Origin of the sequence: Nocardia sp. NPDC051463 (assembly GCF_040681975.1) — a bacterium.
In the GTDB taxonomy this organism is placed as follows: Bacteria; Actinomycetota; Actinomycetes; order Mycobacteriales; family Mycobacteriaceae; genus Nocardia.
The window spans coordinates 206,493-226,168 of sequence record NZ_JBFBAB010000007.1 but is presented as its reverse complement, the minus strand read 5'-3'; the positions used below and the strand labels follow the sequence as shown (position 1 = coordinate 226,168).

Genomic DNA, 19,676 nt, shown 5'->3' with positions numbered 1-19,676 from the left:
TTTCTGGTGGGAACGGGAGAATCGGGATCACGCACGGTCCGCATCGGCCAACACCGTGGTCAGTACATGGCCGATACGGGCGAGAGCGGACCCGGAAGTCATCCGCCAGTGCGAGGACTGGACGGCGTGGTTGTGCACGGTGCCGTCGATGGCGTCCGACCAGCTCGCGGCGCCGGTAGCGCCGGTCGGGTCGTCGAGCGCCGCGGTGAAATAGACGAGATTGCCCTTGTAGGGGCGCGGGCGGTAGCGGGTGATGAGCCGCAGCGAGCGGGTGCCCGCCTCCAGGACCCGACCCAGACGCTCGGCGCCGAAGGAGGCGAACGGTTCCGGCAATACGGCGATGCGTTGTGCGAGCCGGGACGCGTCGAGTTCGGCGTCCGCGTCGTCGGCCTGTTCGCCGAGCAGGCCGCCGAGCAGATCGGCCAGCGACACTGTCGCCGACTCATCCACCTCAACGTTCAGCGAGCTGTCCATCATGGCGAGCAAGGCGACATGCCTGCCCTCATCCTGCAGGTGGATCGCCACGGCGTGCGCGAGCACACCGCCGAGCGACCAGCCGAGCAGGTGGTATGGGCCTTCCGGCTGTACGGCGCGGATTTCGCGTGCGTAGCGCAGCGCCCAGTCCTCGATCGAATCCGGCAGGGCGGCATCCGAACTCAACACCGGCGACTGGAGGCCGTAGATGCCGCGCTCGGGGTCGATATGCGCGGCGAGCCCCGCGAAAGACCATGCGACACCACCGACCGGATGCAGGCAGAACAGCGGCTCGCGGGCACCGCCCGGCCGCAGCGGCAGCAGCACGTCGAACGCCGCCTGTGCCTCGACCCGGCCGCGGCCGGACCGACGCGTGGCCAACCGCGCGACCACACCCGCCGGTGTCGGGGCGGCGAACAGCCAGACCACCGGGATCTCTTCGATGAGCGCAGCACTCAGGCGGGTGGCGAGCCTGGTGGCGAGCAGCGAGTTGCCGCCGCGTTCGAAGAAGTTGTCGTCGAGCCCGATTCGCCCGGTATCCAACACCTCGGCGAAGACCGCGCAGACGGTCCGCTCTAGTTCGGTGGTCGGCGCCCGGAATTCGCGGGTACTCGGCTCCGGTCGTGGCAGGGCCGCCCGGTCGACCTTGCCGTTCGCGTTCAGCGGCAACGCCTCTAGCTGCCACAGCAGCGCCGGGACCATGTAGCTGGGCAGGACATCGGTCAGCGCCGAGCGCAGCGCGTCCTGCTCGAGTTGCTCGGTCGCCGTGAAATACCCGATCAGCATCGCATTCGCGTCCCCGGTGTGTTGGGCGACCACGACGGCCTCCGACACATTGCGTTGCGAGCGCAGCGCGTGTTCGATCTCGGCGAGCTCGATGCGGTAGCCGCGAACCTTCACCTGGAAGTCACGGCGTTCGACGTACTCCAGGTTGCCGTCCGCGCCCCAGCGCACGATGTCGCCGGTGCGGTACAGGCGCGTCCCCAGGGTGCCGAACGGGTTGGCGACGAACCGTTGCGCGGTCAGCGCCGGCCGTCCGTGATACCCCCTGGCCAGCTGCGCTCCACCGAGGTACAGCTCGCCGGTGACACCGGCCGGAACCGCGTGCAGCCGGTCGTCGAGGACGTAGACCTGGTTGCCCGACTCCGGGGTGCCGATCGGCACCACCGCGTGCGCGGTGCTCGCACCGGCCCGGAATCGAGTGACCGAGACGGTCGCTTCGGTGGGGCCGTACAGGTTGTCGATCCTGGCATCGGTGAGCGCACCCACGCGATCGACGGTCGCGGTCGGCAGTGCCTCGCCGATGACGAGCAGCCTGCGCAGGGCGCGCGGCAGACGACGGACGCCGGACACCTCGACCACCATGGCCAGTAGCGACGGCACCAGCGTCACCGTAGTCACCGATGCGCGTCGAATCAGATCCACCAGCGCGGCCGGGTCATGCTGGACACCCCGCGGTGCGAGCACTACCCGGGCTCCGGTGCGCAAGGCCCACCAGAATTCCCAGACCGAGAGGTCGAACGCCGCCGAGGTCATCAGCAAGCTCGCGTCGTCGGTATCCAGGCGGTACTCCGACTGCATCCAGTCCAATTGGTGCGCGACGGCCGCGTGCGGCACGGCAACACCCTTGGGTGTGCCGGTCGAGCCGGAAGTGAAGATGACATAGGCGGTGTTCGATGGCGTGAGTGCCGCCACCCGCTCCTCGGCGCGCACCGGCCTCGCATCCGCCACCGCGTCGGCAATCGAGATATCCAGCACCACATCGTGTTGCGCCACCGATACCGGCAACATCGGCACGCCGGTGGCGGTCAGCACCAAGGCGGGGTTGGCGGCGGCCAGCACGCTCACAATGCGTTCCAGCGGATGCGTGGGGTCCAGGGGCACATACGCGCCGCCCGCGGCCACCACGGCGTACATCGCGACCATCAGGTCGAGACTGCGCGGGATAGCGAGAGCCACCAGCGCTTCCGGACCGATGCCGCGTCCGATGAGAGCGCGGGCCAGCCGGTGCACCCGAGCACCGAACTCCGCGTAGGTCAGGGTGGTCTCGCCGTCGACGACGGCCACCGCGTCCGGTGTCCGCGCCACCTGCGCGTCGAATGCGGTGGCCAGAGTGGCCGGTACGAACGCCAGGTCGGCCCGGTTCCAGGTCACGATCATCCGCTCGTGTTCGGCGGTATCGAGCAGCGTGAGATCACCGACCGGTTGGTGCGGCGCGGCGCACACCGCGCTCAGCAGCCGTTGCAGCCGTCCGGCGAAGCCCGCGACCGTGGACTCGTCGAACAGTGCCGTCGCGTAGGTGATCGAGGCGGACATGCCCGCCGGATCGCCGTGCGCGTCGTATCGGTCGGTCACCACCAGGTGCAGGTCGAATTGCGAGATTTCGTAATCGAAATCGACCGCGGTGGCGGTCAACCCATCCAGTGCGAACTCCGCCTCGGTCTGGTTGTGGAAGGAAAAGCCGACCTGGAACAGCGGGTGCCGCGCGGTCGAGCGCTCGGGATTCAGCACCTCGACCAGACGCTCGAACGGCACGTCCGCGTGGGAGAAGGCCGCCACATCCCTGGTGCGAACCTGGTCGAGCAGCTCGGTGAATCCTTCGGCCGCGTCCACCTGGGTGCGCAGCACCAGGGTGTTGACGAACATGCCGACCACATCGTCGAGCGCGGCCTCGCCGCGGCCCGCGATGGGGGTGCCCAGCGCGATGTCCGATGTACCCGACAGGCGTGCGAGCAAGACCGCGAATGCGGCATGCACCACCATGAACAGCGTCGCACCGGATGCGCGACCCAGCTCCGTCAGGCGGGTGTGCGCCCGCGCGTCGATCGTGAAATCCACATGCCTGCCGCGGGTGGAGATGACGGCCGGTCGCGGCCGGTCGGTCGGCAGGGCGAGCTGCGCGGGCAGTTCGGCGAGTGTTTCGGTCCAGAACCGGAGTTGCCGAGAGACCAGCGACTGCGGATCGTCCTCGGAGCCGAGCAGCCGCCGTTGCCACACGCTGTAATCCGCGTACTGCACCGGAAGTGGCGCCCACGCGGGGATGCTGCCCTGTTTGCGCGCGGCGTAGGCGACCATGACGTCGCGGGCCAGCGGCACCAGTGACGAACCGTCGGCGGCGATGTGGTGCACGACCACCACAAGCACATGTTCGCCCGCCGTTGCCGCCTCGGCCGCGACGGGAACGAACAACCGGGCCCGCACCGGCACCGATTCGGTGACGTCGAAGCCGCCGCCGATGAAATCGGTTACCGCCGCGACGAGGTCGTCGAGGGGAATCCGGATCGGTGCGAGCGTGGGCACGCTCGCCTGCTCGATCGGAAGCACCACCTGCACAGGGCCGCGATCGCGCTGCGGGTAGACGGTGCGCAACACCTCGTGGCGCGCCACCACATCGATGATCGCCGCGTTCAAGGCGGTGACGTCGAGATCGCCGGTCAGCCGCACCGCCAACGGAATGTTGTAGGCGGTGGATTGGCGGTCGAGCCGGTTGAGGAACCACATGCGCTGTTGTGCGAGCGACAGCGGAACCGGATCCGTTCCGCTGCGCCTGGTCAGGGCCGGACGGGCCGGTGCCGCGACCGGATCGGTGGCGGCAAGGGCGGTGGCCATGGCGCGCACCGTCGGATGCTCGAAAACCATCCGGACCCCGACCGTCAGATCCAGACGGTTGCCGAGCCGAGCGGCCAGTTGCGTGGCGATCAGCGAATTCCCGCCGAGTGCGAAGAAATCGTCGTCGGCTCCGACCGCATTCGGCCGGTCGAGGCCGAGCACCTCCGCGATGATCTCGGCGACTGCTCGCTCGAAGGCGGTCTCCGGCGCGCGATAGGCGGCGCGCGCCTGCACGGTCCGGAAATCTGGTTCCGGCAAGGCTTTTCTATCCAGTTTTCCGGTGGGGGTCAGCGGCATGCCATCGAGCACCATGATGGCGGCGGGCACCATGTAGGCCGTCAATGCGCGTCCGGCAAAGGCGGCGAGCTCCGCGGGGTCGATCGTCGCGTGCGCGGCAGCGACCACGTAGGCGACCAACGACACGTTCCCCGCGCGATCGGTGTGGCCGACAGTCACCGCGTATTCGACGGTTTCGTGCGCGGCGAGCACGGCGTCGATCTCACCGAGCTCGATGCGCAGGCCGCGCACCTTGACTTGGTGATCGGCGCGTCCCACATAGTGGATCGCACCCTCGATACTCCAGCGGACCAGGTCGCCGGTTCGGTACAACCGTCCGCCCGGGGGACCGTAGGGGTCGGCGATGAAGCGGTCTGCCGACAATGCCGGCCGTGCGTGGTAGCCACGGGCGAGACCGGGCCCGCGCAGGTACAGCTCACCGGTGACCCCGACCGGGACCGGTTGCAGTCCGGTATCGAGCACTACCGCCGACATGCCGTGGATCGGCGTGCCGATGTCGAACGGGTCGCCGGGCTGGATCCGTGCACTGATATTGGTGATGACCGTGGTCTCGGTAGGACCGTAGGTGTTGAAGAAGGCACGCGTAGTTCCCCAGCGCTGCACCACATCCGGGCTGTAGGACTCGCCGCCGACGGTCAGATGGGTGAGCTCGGGCAGCTGCGCCGCGTCGAGGGTGTACAGCACGGCCGGTGTGATGAACGCATGGGTCACACGTTGGTCGCGCAGCAGCGCAGTCAGTTCGGCACCACCGTAGATACCGGACGGTGCCACGACCATCGCCGCACCGGCGGGCAGGGCGAGCAGCAGTTCGAGCATCGAGGCGTCGAAGCTCGGCGAGGTGACGTGCAGTGTCCTGGATGCCGAGGTGATCGCGTACCGATCACGCTGGGCACGTGCGATTCCGGCGAGACCGGCGTGCGTGGCCAACACCCCCTTGGGGACGCCGGTCGAGCCGGAGGTGTAGATCATCCACGCGGGGTTGTCGATCCGCACCGGCCGGACCAGTTCGTCCGCACCGATCGGCCCGGCGCTGGTATGCCGCATCCGCGCCGCGACGGCGGGCGCGTCCAGCAGCAGCCATTCGGCGCTGCCGGGCAGCCCTGGCCGGCTCACGGTGGTCGTCAGTCCGACCGCCGCACCGGAATCCGACAGCATGTGCGCGATCCGATCGGCCGGGTAGGTCGGGTCGACCGGAACGAACGCGGCGCCGGTCTTGGCTACCGCCCACACGGCGAGCACCGACTCGACCGAACGCGGGATGGCCACGGCGACGAAGTCTTCTGCGCCGATGCCGTGACCGATGAGCATTCTGGCCAGCCGCGACGACTGTGCGTCCATGGCTCGATAGGTCAGCTCCCTGTCGGTCGCGATCAGCGCAGTGGCATCGGGATTCTTGGCGACGGCCGCGGCCATCAGCTCGGCGAGGGTCTGCGCCCGCACCGGGTCTGCGCCCCGCCTGCCGAGCAGTGCGGCGCGTTCGGCAGGCGCGAGCAGATCGGCCGCACCGATCGCCCTATCGGGATTCGCGGTGAGCGCGCCGAGGAGGCGGGCGAATCGGCGCAGCAGCGTGGCGGCGGTGTCCGCGTCGAACAGGTCGGTGGCGTAGTTCAGCTCGACCGCAAGATGACCGTCGGCATCCGGTTCGGCGGCGACAGTGAACTGTAGATCGAATCGCGCCACCGGCTCGTCGAATTCGACCGGCGTCAGGTCGAGGCCGGGCACCGAGACAGTGCCGCTCCCGGTGTCGGCGTAGCTGAGCGCGACCGTGAAGAGCGGATGGCGCGCCTGTGAGCGCTCGACGCCGAGTTCGTCGGCGACTCGCTCGAACGGAACCGTCGCGTTGGCGAAGGCCGCCAGATCGACTGTCCTGGTCTGGATGAGCAGTTCGGTGAACGACATGTCGCGGTCCGGACGGGTACGCAGCACCAGGGTGTTGACGAACATGCCGACCAGGTCGTCGAGCGCGGCCGCACCGCGCCCGGCGACCGGCGTGCCGATGGCGATATCGGTGGATCCGGACAGTCGAGCGAGCAGCACCGCGAGGGCAGCGTGCACGACCATGAACGAGGTCGCAGTGTGTTGCCTCGCAAGCTCGCGCACGCGGGCGCCGACTCCGCCACCGATCCGCGCGCGAATGTTCGCGCCACGCTTGGATGCGACGGCAGGCCGCGCCCGGTCGGTGGGCAGCGTGAGCTCTTCCGGCAATGCGCGCAGGGTTTCACGCCAGTGGGCGAGCTGCGGCGCGGCCACCGAATCCAGCGACTGCGTCTGCCACAGCGCGTAGTCGGCGTACTGCGCGGCGAGTTCGGGCCAGGTCGGCGCGGTGTCGAGTAGTCGGGACAGATAGGCCGACAGCAGGTCCCGCAGCAAGGGATTCATCGAATAGCCGTCTGCGGCGATGTGGTGCAGCACGGCGACGAGCACGTGACTGGATTCGTGCTCGCGCAGCAGCACCGCGCGCACCGGCACCTCGGTGCTGACATCGAAACCGGCACCGATGAATTCGGCAATGCGCTCGTCGACCGACCGCTCCTGCCTGGTGTCGATGACCAGCCGCACCGGTGCCGGCGCGGCGGGCAGGATCACCTGGTGGCCGGTGCCGGTGGCATCCACCGGATACATCGTGCGCAGCACCTCGTGCCGCGCGACCACATCGGCGAACGCGGCACACAGGGCGACCTCGTCGAGTCCGCCGCGGATGCGCACGGCAACCGGGATGTTGTGCACCGCCGACGCCGGGTCGAGGCGGTTGAGGAACCACATGCCACGCTGCACCGGCGCGAGCGGAACGAGCTCGGGGCGCGGTCCGGCGATCAGCGGCAATACCTGTTCGGCCGCGTCCGCTTCGGCGGCGAGTCTGTCGGCCAGCTCCCGTACGGTCGGCGCCTCGAACAGCAACCGCACCGGAACCCGCCGACCGAGCCGCTCGCCGAGTCGAGCGAGTACGCGGGTGGCGATCAGCGAATTGCCACCCAGGTCGAAGAAGCTGTCGTCGGCACCAACGGGGGCGGACCCGAGCACCGCCTCGAATGCCGCGGCGACGAGACGCTCGGCCGGGGTGACCGGCGCGCGATAAACGGTCCGGTCGAACACCGGCTCCGGCAGGGTGTTTCGATCGAGTTTGCCGGAAGCGTTGAGCGGGAAGACATCCAGCACCACGACCGCCGAGGGCACCATGTAGGACGGCAAGGCGTCGGACGCGGCGCGCAGTACTCGACTCTCGACGTCGGCGCCGATGTCACCGAGCAGGGTCACATACACCACCAGGTGTTCGCCGACACCGGCGCTGACGACCCCGGCGGCAGCCTGGCCGACGCCCGCCACCGCGGCCACCACGGATTCGATCTCGCCCAGTTCGATGCGCTGCCCGAGGAACTTCACCTGGAAGTCGGTGCGGCCCAAGTACACCAATTCGGCGGTGTTCGCGCCGGTTTCCCAGCGCACCAGATCGCCGGTACGGTACATGCGCTCACCGGGCCCGCCGAAGGGGTTGGCGACGAATCGGTCCGAGGTCAGGTCGGGCCTACCGTGGTAGCCGCGGGCGAGCTGGGTGCCCGCCAGGTACAGCTCTCCCGCGGCACCGGGCAGCGTCGGGCGCAGGCGCGCGTCCAGTACGTAGACCCGGCTGTTCCATTCCGGATTGCCGATCGGCATGACGGTGCGGTCGATTTCACCGGTGACGTCGCGGTGGGTGATGCTCACCGCCGCCTCGGTCGGGCCGTACAAGTTGTGCAGCCCGGCCCGGCTGACCGCACCGAAGGCGCGGACAGTTTCGGCGGGCAGTGCCTCACCGATGACGAACACCGTGCGCAGCGTCGCGAGCGCGGTGGCGTCGGCGTGCCCCGCGAAGGCACTCAGCATCGAGGGAACGAAATCGGTGACGGTCACGCCGTGCTCGGCGATGACCTCGGTCAGATAGCCCGGATCGCGGTGCCCCTCCGGGGTGGCCAGGACCAGGGTCGCCCCGACCCGCAGCGGCAGGAAATACCCCCACAGCGAGACGTCGAAGGTAGTCGCCGTCTTCTGGAGGTACACATCCTCCGAGGTCAGCTCGTACTCCGACTGCATCCAGGTCATCTGGTTGACGATTGCGGCGTGCGAGACGCTGACACCCTTGGGCTTACCCGTCGACCCGGAGGTGAACAGGACATAGGCGGGGTGGTGCGGGTCGAGGACGCCGGTCCGCTCCTCGGCCGCGATCGGTTCGTCGGTGTAGCCGTTGAGAGCGACCGTGTCGACGCAGATCGTCGGACCGCCGTAGCCGAAGTCGGTTCGATCGGCTTCGGTGATGAGCAGCGCGGCAGGCTGTGCGGTCTCGAGAATGTGCGCAATGCGTCGGCTCGGGTGATCCGGATCGATCGGGACGTAGGCGCCACCGGCCTCGAGCACCGCGTACATCGCGACCACCAGGTCGATCGAACGCCGAATAGCCAGCGCCACCAGCGATTCCGGTCCAACTCCCCCGGCGATCAGGCATCGGGCGAGCTGGTTGATCCGACGGTCCAATTCGCGGTAGGTGATTGTCGTGCCTGCGCTGCTGTGCTCGGCCGCGAACACCAGCGCCGTGGCGTCCGGGGTGGCCGCGGCCTGCGCCTCGAACTCGTCGTGCAGCAGTTCCGCGACGAACGCGGTGTGCGCCGAGTCGTTCCACCGGCGTACCACCCGGTCCCATTCGCCGGACTCGAACAGGTCGATATCGCCGACCACCTGCTCGGGGTCGGCGACGACCGCCGCCAGCAGGCGGGTAAGTCTGGCGCCGAAAGTGACGATGGTCGACTCGTCGAAAAGATCTGTCGCATAGGTGAACCGGAACGCATCGTCGGCGACGGTCAGCTGTAGATCGAATCGGGTCGTCGCGTACTCGACGTCATGCTCGGCGAGGGTCACCCCAGCCTGCTCGACCGCGACCGGCGCGAGGTTCTGGAAGAACAGCGCGATCTGGAACAGCGGATGGCGCGCCCGAGACCGGGGCGGGTCGAGCACCTCGACCAGTCGCTCGAACGGCAGCTCGGCATGCGCGAAGGCATCCAGGTCGCCCTCGCGCACCCGTCGCAGCACGGCGGCGAAGGTGTCCGAACCGGGCACCTCGGCGCGCAGCACCAGGGTATTGACGAACATGCCGACCAGATCGTCGAGTGCGGCAGCGCCACGGCCCGCGATCGGTGCACCGATGACAATGTCTTGCCCGCCCGACAATCTGGCGAGCAGCGCGGCGAGCGCGGCATGCGCCACCATGAACGGGCTGGCATCGTATCGCCGTGCGAGGACGGCGATTCCGTCCCGAAGCGTCGCATCGAGAGCGAGCGTGGTGGTCGCCGCGGCATGGGTCGCGACTGCCGGACGCGGCCGGTCGGTAGGCAGGTCGAGCTGTGCGGGCAGCCCACGCAGCGTCTGCTGCCAGTAGCGTAGTTGTGCGGCGGCCTGCGAGTGCGGATCGTCCTCGGCCCCGAGCAGCTCACGCTGCCAGAGCGCGTAATCGGCATACTGCACATCGAGTTCGGTCCATACCGGTGCGCCGCCGGTGGCGCGCGCCGCATAGGCGCCGGCGATATCGCGAGCCAGTGGGCCCATCGAAAAGCCGTCGGCGGCGATGTGATGCACCACGAGCGCGAGAATGTGTTCGCGATCGGACAGCCGGGCCAGGCCGACGCGCAGCGGCACCGCGGCGGTGACGTCGAACGGCGCTGCCGCCAGATCCACCAGCGCGGCAGCCACATTCGTCGGATCGAGCGCCACGATCGACGGAGTGTGGGTGCGGTCCAGGATGCGCTGGAACCCGACGCCGTCGATATCCGGATAGACGGTGCGCAGCGTCTCGTGCCTGCCGACCACGTCGGCGAGCGCGGCGGCCAGTGCGCCGGTGTCGAGGTCGCCGGTCAGGCGGATGGCGACCGGGATGTTGTTGACCGTCTCGTCCGGATCGAAACGGTTGAGGAACCACATGCGCTGCTGCGCCGGTGACAGCGCCACCAGCTCGGGCCGTCGCCGCGCGGCGAGCTTCGGACGACGACTGGTACCTGCCAGCCGGGCCGCGCCGGCGGCGAGCCCCGCCACGGTCGGTGCCTCGAACAACAGCCGGACCGGGATGTCCGCGTCCACCGCGACGCCGAGTCGCGCGGCCACCTGGGTGGCGATCAGCGAGTTGCCGCCGAGCGCGAAGAAATCGTCTTGCGCGCCGAGCTTTTCGATGCCGAGCAGCTCGCCGATGATGCCCGCGACCATGTGCTCGGCATCGCTCTGCGGCGCGCGATAAGCCGCCGTATGGAACTCCGGGGCGGGCAGCGCCGCGCGATCGAGTTTGCCGGAAGCGTTGAGCGGGAGAGTATCCAACACGACGAACGCCGAGGGCATCATGTACGCGGGCAACACGGTGTTCAGCTCGGCGCGCACGCCGTCGGTGTCGAGGGCCGTCCGCGCCGCGATCAGATACGCGACCAGCTGGTCGCCGAGCCGGTCGTCGGTGCGCACCACTACGACGGCCTGTCCGATGGCGGCCAGGGCGGTCAGCGCTGCCTCGATCTCGCCGAGTTCGATGCGCAGACCACGCAGTTTCACCTGGAAGTCGGTGCGGCCCAGATATTCCAGTTCGCCTGCCATGGTCCATCGCACCAGGTCACCGGTGCGGTACATCCGCTCGCCCGCGCCGAACGGACTGGCCACGAACCGATCCGCGGTCAGCTCCGCGCGGGCCACATACCCCTGCGCCAGTTGCCTACCCGCCAGATACAGTTCGCCCGCGATTCCGGCGGGCACCGGACGCAGCCGCGAATCCAGCACGTACACCCGGGTGTTGGACGCCGGTCGCCCGATCGGCACCGACACCACGTCGGCGTCGGTGACCTCGTGGTAGGTCACATCGACGGCGGCTTCGGTCGGACCGTAGAGGTTGTGCAGGTGGGCCCCGGTCAGTGCACGCAACCGCTGCGCTGTTCCCGCGGACAACGCTTCCCCGGAAGCGAACACCTGGCGCAGCGAAACACACTGCGCGGCAAGTTCATCGGCGACGAACACCGCGAGCATCGAGGGCACGAAATGCACGACGGTGACCCGCTCGGCGGACATCAGGCGGGCCAGGTAGACCGGGTCGCGATGCCCGTCCGGGCGCGCGACGATCAACCGGGCGCCGACCTGCAACGGCCAGAAGAACTCCCACACCGACACATCGAAGGTCGCGGGCGTCTTCTGCAAGACGACATCGTCATCGGACAGCCGGTATTCGGCCTGCATCCAGCGCAGCCGGTTGACGATCGCCGCGTGCGATACCGTGACGCCCTTCGGCCGACCGGTCGAGCCCGACGTGAAGATCACATAGGCGGGATGGTCCGGGGTCAACACCCCTAGTCGGTCCGCGTCGGTCAGCGGCTGCGCCGAATAGGCGGTGAGGTCGAGACGGTCGATCCTGAGCTGCCGCACTCCCCCGACTTCCAGATCGTGCCCCGCGGTCAGCACACAGACCGGCTGCGCGGTCGCGAGCACATATTCGGTGCGCTCGGCCGGGTGATCCGGGTCGAGCGGGAGGTAGGCACCACCCGCGACGGTCACCGCGTACATGCCGATGACCAGGTCGATCGAACGCCGCATCCCCAGTGCCACCAGCGAATCCGGCCCGACACCCTGCGCGACGAGCAGCCGTGCCAACCGATGCACGCTCGCGGCGAAGTCCGAGTAGGACAGACTGGTGCCCGCCTGGGTGACCGCGGGTGCGAAGGGTGTCCGCGCCACCTGGGCCTCGAACAGCGACACCAGCGTCGCCGCGGCGTCGAACTCGACGGTCGTGGCGTTCCAGGATTCCAGGATGCGCATCCGCTCGGCGTCATCCAGCAGTTCGATGTCACCGACCCGCACCGTCGAATCCAGCACCACGGTCGCCAGCACCCGCACGAAACGTGCGGCGAAGGACCGGACCGTCGACTCGTCGAACAGGTCGGTCGCATAGCGCAGTTCCGCACGCAGTGCGGTGCCGCCTGCCGCGGCGACCTCCGTCAGCGCCAGCGACAACTCGAACTGCGCGATCGGATTGTCCAACTCGAACGCCGAGACCGCCAGCCCGGGCAGCCGCAGCATCGTGTCGTCGCGATGCTCGAAGGTGAGCAGCGTTTGAATGATCGGCGAATGTGCCTGCGAACGCACCGGATTCAGCTCCTCGACCAGCCGCTCGAAGGGCAGATCGGCATTCGCGAAGGCACGGACATCGGTGTCGCGCACCTGTGCGAGCAGCACGCCGAACGACGCGTCGGGCGACACTGCGGTACGCAGCACCAGGGTGTTGACGAACATGCCGACCAGATCGTCGAGGGCTTCCTCGGCCCGGCCGGCAATGGGTGTGCCGATCGCGACATCATCGCTTCCCGCCAGCCGCGCGAGCACGGCGGCGAAGGCGGCGTGCACCACCATGAAGGTCGATACTCCGTGCCTGCGCGCGAGATCGGCAATCGCCGCGGTCAGCTCGGCGGCGACCTCGAAGCCGACCGCAGCGCCACGGCCGGAGGCGACCGCGGGACGTGGCCGGTCGGTCGGCAGTTCGAGAACCGGTGCGAGCCCGTCGAGTTCGGTGCGCCAGTGCGCGATCTGGTGCGCCAGCACCGATTCCGGATCGGTGGCCGAGCCCAATACTTCGTGCTGCCACAGGGTGAAGTCCGCGTACTGCACCGGCAGCGGACGCCATTGCGGCCGCGTGCCCGCCGTGCGCGCGGCATAGGCGGCCATCAGGTCCCTGGCCAGCGGGCCGGTGGAGACGCCGTCCGCGGCGATATGGTGCACGACGACGACCAGCACGTGATCGTGCGGCCCGACTCCCCACAGCGTGGCCCGTACCGGCAGGCTGGTGCGCAGGTCGAATCCGAGCCCGAGGGCCGCTACGACCGCGCTGGGCAGCTCGTCGGCGGTGACGTCCACCTGACGCAGCCGCAGACCGACCTCCGCCATGGGGGTGACCACCTGGACAGGTCCCGCGCCGTCGTCCGGGAAGACCGTCCGCAGCGACTCGTGCCTACCGATGACATCGAGCAAGGCGGCGCTCAGGGCGGCGCGGTCCAGTGCGCCCGCGAGCCGAATGGCTATCGGGATGTTGTAGACCGCCGATTCCGGGTCGAGGCGGTTGAGCAACCACATTCGGGTCTGGGCCTGCGACAGTGGGATTCGCGACGGGCGCGCCGCAGCAACGAGCGGCGGAAGGGCCCGTCGCGGCGTCCGGGTCGCGTGCACGGCCAGTTCCGCGACGGTCGGCGACTCGAATACCGCACGCACGTTCAGATCACAGCCCAGCGCGGCATTCGCGCGGGCGACCAGGCGCATGGCGAGCAGAGAATTGCCGCCGCGCGCGAAGAAGTCGTCGTCGGCGCCGATCGGCGCGTCATCGGCGACCCCGAGCAGGCCACCGATCAGCGCGGCAAGCACCGATTCGCACCCCTCGCGCGGCGCACGGAATACCGTGGCCGAACCGGTGAACTCGACACTCGGCAATGCCTCGCGGTCGAGTTTGCCCACGGTGGTCAGCGGCATCTCCTCCAGCACGACCAGGTGCGCGGGCACCATGTAACCGGGCAGCCGGTCGCGCACCGCGGCGTGCACCGTGGCTGCCGACAGTCCGGTGCCGGACACATAGCCCACCAGGCATTCGGTGCCCGCGGTGTCGGGTGCCAACAGCACCGCGGCGTTCGTGACGCCCGCGACCGCCAGTAACGCCGATTCGATTTCGCCGAGCTCGATCCGTTGACCGCGCAGTTTCACCTGGAAATCGTTGCGGCCCAGATAGACCAGATCGCCGTCCCGGTTCCAGCGCACCAGGTCGCCGGTGCGGTACATGCGGGCCCCTGGCACGCCGAACGGATCGGCGAGGAACCGCTCGGCGGTGAGTCCGGTGCGGCCTTCGTAGCCGCGCGCCAACTGATCGCCCGCCAAATACAGCTCACCCGTCACACCTGTCGGCACCGGACGCAGCCGGGTGTCGAGCACGTAGGCGCGAGTGTTCCAGTTCGGTCGGCCGATGGCCAGATCGGGGCCGCGGTCGGCGTCGGTGAATTCGTGGTAGATCGTCGAGATCGCGGCTTCGGTCGGCCCGTAGGCATTGTGCACGGCCCCGCCGACATGCGCGCGCAGCGCGCCGAGCAGCTCCGACGGCAATGCCTCGCCGCCGCAATGCAAATGGCGGAACGAGCGCAGTGCGTCGCCGTGGCCTTCGGCGATCAGCGCGGCAAGCACCGAAGGCACGTGCTCGGCGATGGTGACGGCGTGTTCGCGCATCAGCCCCGCCAGGTAGTCCAGGTCGAGGTGACCACCGGGGCGCGGAATCACCAGTGGCGCACCGACTGCGGCAGGCAGGAAGCATTCCCACACCGAGACGTCGAAGGTGAGCGGCGCCCGCTGCATGATCCGATCGGCGGCGGTGACCTCGTATCGGCTTTCCAGCCAGCGCAATTGGTTCATGATGGCGCGATGGCTGGTGGTCACGCCCTTGGGCAGACCGGTCGAGCCCGACGTGAACAGCACATAGGCGGCGTTGTCCGGTCGCAGTGGTGCGATGCGGTCGCTGCCGAGCATCGGGCCCGCGGCCAGGCCCGAGAGTTCCAACTGCTCGACGACGGTCACCCGGACTCCGGGCACCGTGGGCAGCGTCACCCCGCCTGCGGCGAGCACCAGCCGCGCGCCTGCCGTACCGAGGATGTGTTCGATCCGTTCGGCAGGATGATCGGGATCCACAGGCAGATACGCGCCGCCCGCTTGCACGATCGCGAACATCGCCACCATCATCTCGACGGACTTCCGCGCGGCGAGCCCGACGATCGTGTCCGGGCCGACCCCTTCCGAGATCAGCCGACGGGCAAGCCGGTTCGACCTGGCAGCGAGTTCGCCGTAGGTCACACAGCCACCCTCGAACAGCAGCGCGGCGGCATCGGGGCTCGCCGCGGCGCGGCGATCGAGCAGGTCGCCGAGTGTCTCGCGGGGCAGCCGGTGCACGGTGGCATTGCGGTCGCAGAGCAGCAGTCCGCGCTCGGCCACCGACATCAGCTCGACCTCGCCGACCATGGCGCGAGCGTCGCGCGCGATGGCGCGCAGCACCCGTTCGAAACCGGCCAGGAATCCGGCGGCAGTGTGTTCGTCGAACAAGTCGAGTGCGTAGTGCAGATGCACGTCGATGCCGTCGGCCGAGCCGTCGGTGTCGTAGCGGTCGGTGAGCGTCCAGTCCAAGTCCAACTGGATCGGACCCGGACCCGCATCGATGGCGGCGATGGCGAGCCGGTTGAGCCGGAAGTCCGGCTTGGTCTGGTTCTGCAGTGTCAGCGACACCTGGTACAGCGGCGCATGCGCCTGGGAGCGAACCGGATTCAACACCTCGACCAGCTGCTCGAATGGTACGGCCGCGTGATCGAATGCGGCGAGATCGGTGTCGCGGACGTGGGCGAGCAACTCGGCCAGCCGTATGTCGGATCGAACGTCGGTGCGCAGTAGCAGCGTATTGACGAACATGCCGACGAGTTCGTCGAGCGCCTCGTCGCCCCGGCCCGCGACCGGCGCGCCGATCACTACCTCGGCGGTGCCCGCGAGGCGGGCGAGCAGTACCGCGAGCGCGGTGTGCAGAACCATGAACGGCGAAACCCGGTGCGTTGTCGCCACGTCCTGGATCTGCTGGTGCAGTGCACGATCCAATCGGCCGGTGATCGCGGCTCCTCGGTGGGTCGACACTGCCGGGCGCGGTCGATCCGAGGGGAGAGTCAGCACCTCGGGTATGCCATCCAAACGCCGTGTCCAATATCGCAATTGGCGGGTCAGCACCGACGCCTTGTCCTCGCTGCCTCCCAGCGCGGCACGCTGCCAGATCGCGAAGTCCGCGTACTGCACAGGTAATGCACCCCAGGCGGGTGCGAGGCCCGCGCAGCGGGCCACATAGGCGGTGGCCAGGTCACGGGTCAGCGGCGCGGCCGACCAGCCGTCGGCGGCGATGTGATGCACCACGAAAAGCAGGATGTGCACCTGCTGGTCGGCACGCACCGGTGTCGTGCCCGGCTCCGTGTCCAGGCGTAGCAAACGCACCCGCAGCGGCACCTCGGTGGTGACGTCGAAGCCGGTCTGTGCCACGGCGGTGACGATCCGTGCCAGCTCGGCGGCGGCGACCGGCTCCGCAACCAGCTCGACCAGCCGGGTTCCGGCGGGCAGGATCAGCTGGGTGGCCGCGCCGTCGCGCTCCGGGTACAGAGTGCGCAGCGTTTCGTGCCTGCCGATCAGGTCGGCGATCGCCGTGTGGAGCGCAGACACGTTCAGCATGCCGGTCAGCCGCAGCGCGAACGGGATGTTGTAGCCGCCGCGGGCGTCGAATCTGTTGAGGAACCACATGCGCTGCTGCGCGATCGACAACGGTATCGCCCCGTCGCGGGCCTGCGCGACCAGCGGCGGCAGCGGCCGCTGTTCGGTTTCCGCCGCCGCGATCCTGCCGGCGAGATCGCGCACGGTCGGCGCGTCGAAGACCGCGCGCACCGGAACCTGTGTGCCCAGTGCTTTGGTCAGCCGCGCGGCCAGTTGTGTGGCGATGAGCGAGTTTCCGCCGAGTGCGAAGAAGTCGTCGTCCGCGCCGACCCGATCGGCGCCCAGCAGTGCGGCGAAGGTCGCTGCCACGATGGGCTCGGTGTCGCCGGCGGGCGCGCGGAACTCCACCGAGGCCAGCACCGGTTCGGGCAATGCCTTGCGGTCCAGCTTGCCGACGGGAGTCAGCGGAAGCCGCGCGAGCACCACGATGGCCGCGGGCACCATGTGCGACGGCAACGTGCCTGCGGCGAAGGAGGTGAGTTCGGTCGAATCCGGTGACCGGCCCGGTACAGGCAGCACATAAGAGACGAGAATCGTTGCGCCGGAGGCATGCTCGCGTCCCATGGTGGTGGCGAACTGGATATCCGGGTGTCCGGTGAGTACCGCATCGATCTCACCGAGTTCGATGCGGAACCCGCGGATCTTCACCTGGAAATCCGAGCGACCGACGTACTCGAGCTCCCCGTCCAACCAGCGCACCACATCACCGGTCCGGTACATCCGTGCGCCGGGCGCGCCCCAGGGATTGGCCACGAACCGAGCCGCCGACAGCCCGGCACGATTGCGGTAGCCGCGCGCCAACCCACCACCGGCCAAATACAATTCACCCGTCACACCCGGTGGCACCGGGTTGAGGCGGCCATCGAGCACCAGCGCCGCCATACCGTGCACCGGTGTGCCGATGGTGATGTGCCGCCCCGCCGACAGCTGCGCGTAGGAGGAAATAATCGTGGTCTCGGTCGGGCCGTATCCATTGAGGTACCGCCGGCCCGGCTGCCATTTGGCCAGCAGTTCCGGTGTCGTCACATCGCCGCCGACCGAGGCCATCAACAGCTGCTGCTGACCGGCGGGGTCGACGGTGCCGAGCACCGCGGGCGTAATGATCGTGTGGGTCACGCCCTCCGCGCGCAGCAGGGCGCCGAGCTCCTCGCCGCCGATGATGCTCGACGGCACGATCACCAGTGTCGCGCCCACGGAGAAGGCGCTCATCCACTCGAGCACCGACGGATCGAAACTGGGCGAGCAGATGTGCAGGAACCGGTGCTCGGATCCCAGCTGGTAGAGCCGGGTCGCGTGGTCGGTGAGACCGCCGAGACCGGAATGGGTCACCGTGACGCCCTTGGGCATACCGGTCGACCCCGACGTGTAGATCACATACGCCGGGTGCTGCATTCGCAGCGGGGTCACGCGATCGGCATCGGTCACGGGTGCGGCGGACTTCGCCGCGCACCGCGCGATCGTCGAGGGCGCGTCGAGGACGAGCCAGTCCACGTCGTCGGGCAGACGGTCGAGGTGATCGGAACCCGTGATGCCGAGCACTGCGGCGGAGTCGATCACCATGTGCCGCACCCGATCCACCGGATAGGTCGGATCGACCGGCACGTGCGCACCACCGGCTTTGGCGATGGCGAGCACCGCTGTCACCATCTCATACGATCTCGGAAAGGACACCGCGACAAGGCTTTCCGGGCCGATTCCACGATCGATGAGGACACGGGCCAGCCGCGAGGAATAGTCGTCGAGCTCGCCGTAGGTGATCGATCTGCCCTCGTACCGCACCGCAATCCGGCTCCTGCCGAATCGCACCCCTCGGGTGAGCAGGTCGGGCAGCAGCGCGGTCGCCATCACCTCGTCCTCGGGCACGCGGGTCAGCGCGGTGTACTCGGACTCGGCCAGCAGCGGCAGATCACCGACAGCGGCGTCGGGCCGGGCGACGATCTCGGTGAGCAGCTGGGTGAACCGCTGCGCGAATACCCGAACGGTGGCCTCGTCGAACAGATCCCGCGCATAGCGGAATTCGGCCAGCATGCCGGATTCGGTACGGCGGATGGCCAGCGACAGATCGAACTTCGCGGCGTCGAATTCGATATCGACCGCCTCGACGAGCAACCCGGGCAGCTCGAACCGGCTCTGCGGCAGGTCCTCCGAGGTCAATGCCACCTGGAACAGCGGGTGCCGCGCCGTCGAGCGCTCCGGATTCAACAGCTCGACCAGCCGCTCGAACGGCAGATCGGCGTGTGCGAACGCCTGCAGGTCGGCGTCTCTGATTTGCTCCAGCAACGCAGTGAAGCTCCGGTGCCCCGGCACGTGGGTGCGCAGCACGAGGGTGTTGACGAACATGCCGATCAGGTCGTCGAGTTCGGTGTCGCCGCGGCCTGCGACCGGGGTGCCGATCGCGATGTCTTCGGTGTCGGACAAGCGGGCGAGGAAGACCGCGAGTGCGGTGTGCACGACCATGAACAGGGTCGCCTGCTTGGCGCGGGCGATCCGCTGCAGGCCCTCCCGCAGCTCGGCCTCGATCGAAAACTCCACCCGCCCACCGGTATACGACGGCACCGAGGGTCGCGGCCGGTCCGAGGGCAGATTCAGCTCTGCGGGCAGGCCGTCGAGGGCGCGGCGCCAGTATGCGGCCTGTGCCGAGATCAGACTGTCCGGATCGGATTCCGCACCGAGCGCCTCGCGCTGCCAGATGCTGTAATCCGCGTACTGCACCGGCAGCGGCACCCACGCAGGCGCGACCCGTGCGGCACGCGCAACGTAGGCCGCCATGACGTCGCGCGTGAGCGGCCCCAAGGACCACCCATCCGCACTGATGTGGTGCGCGACGAGCACCAGGACGTACTCCGCACCGGCGTCGAGTTCCGCGCCGACGATCCGGAACAGTTCGGCTCGCAGTGGGACCTCGCTGGTCACATCGAAGCCGCCGGACACCTCCTCGGCGATGCGTGCACCGAGCGCTTCGACCTCCACCGGAATGGGTGTCAGGTCCACAGCCA

1 protein-coding gene (only partly in view) is annotated in these 19,676 nt (G+C 68.8%); it reads right to left on the bottom strand.

Translation table 11 applies throughout. The annotated features are described in order from the left end of the window. Positions 1-27: 27 nt before the first annotated feature. Positions 28-19,676: the 3' portion of a non-ribosomal peptide synthase/polyketide synthase gene (locus AB0M74_RS13205; RefSeq protein WP_364905828.1), read on the bottom strand. 5,611 nt of this gene lie beyond the right edge of the window; the window shows 19,649 of its 25,260 coding nt (coding positions 5,612-25,260); its start codon lies off the right edge, out of view; the stop codon is at positions 28-30.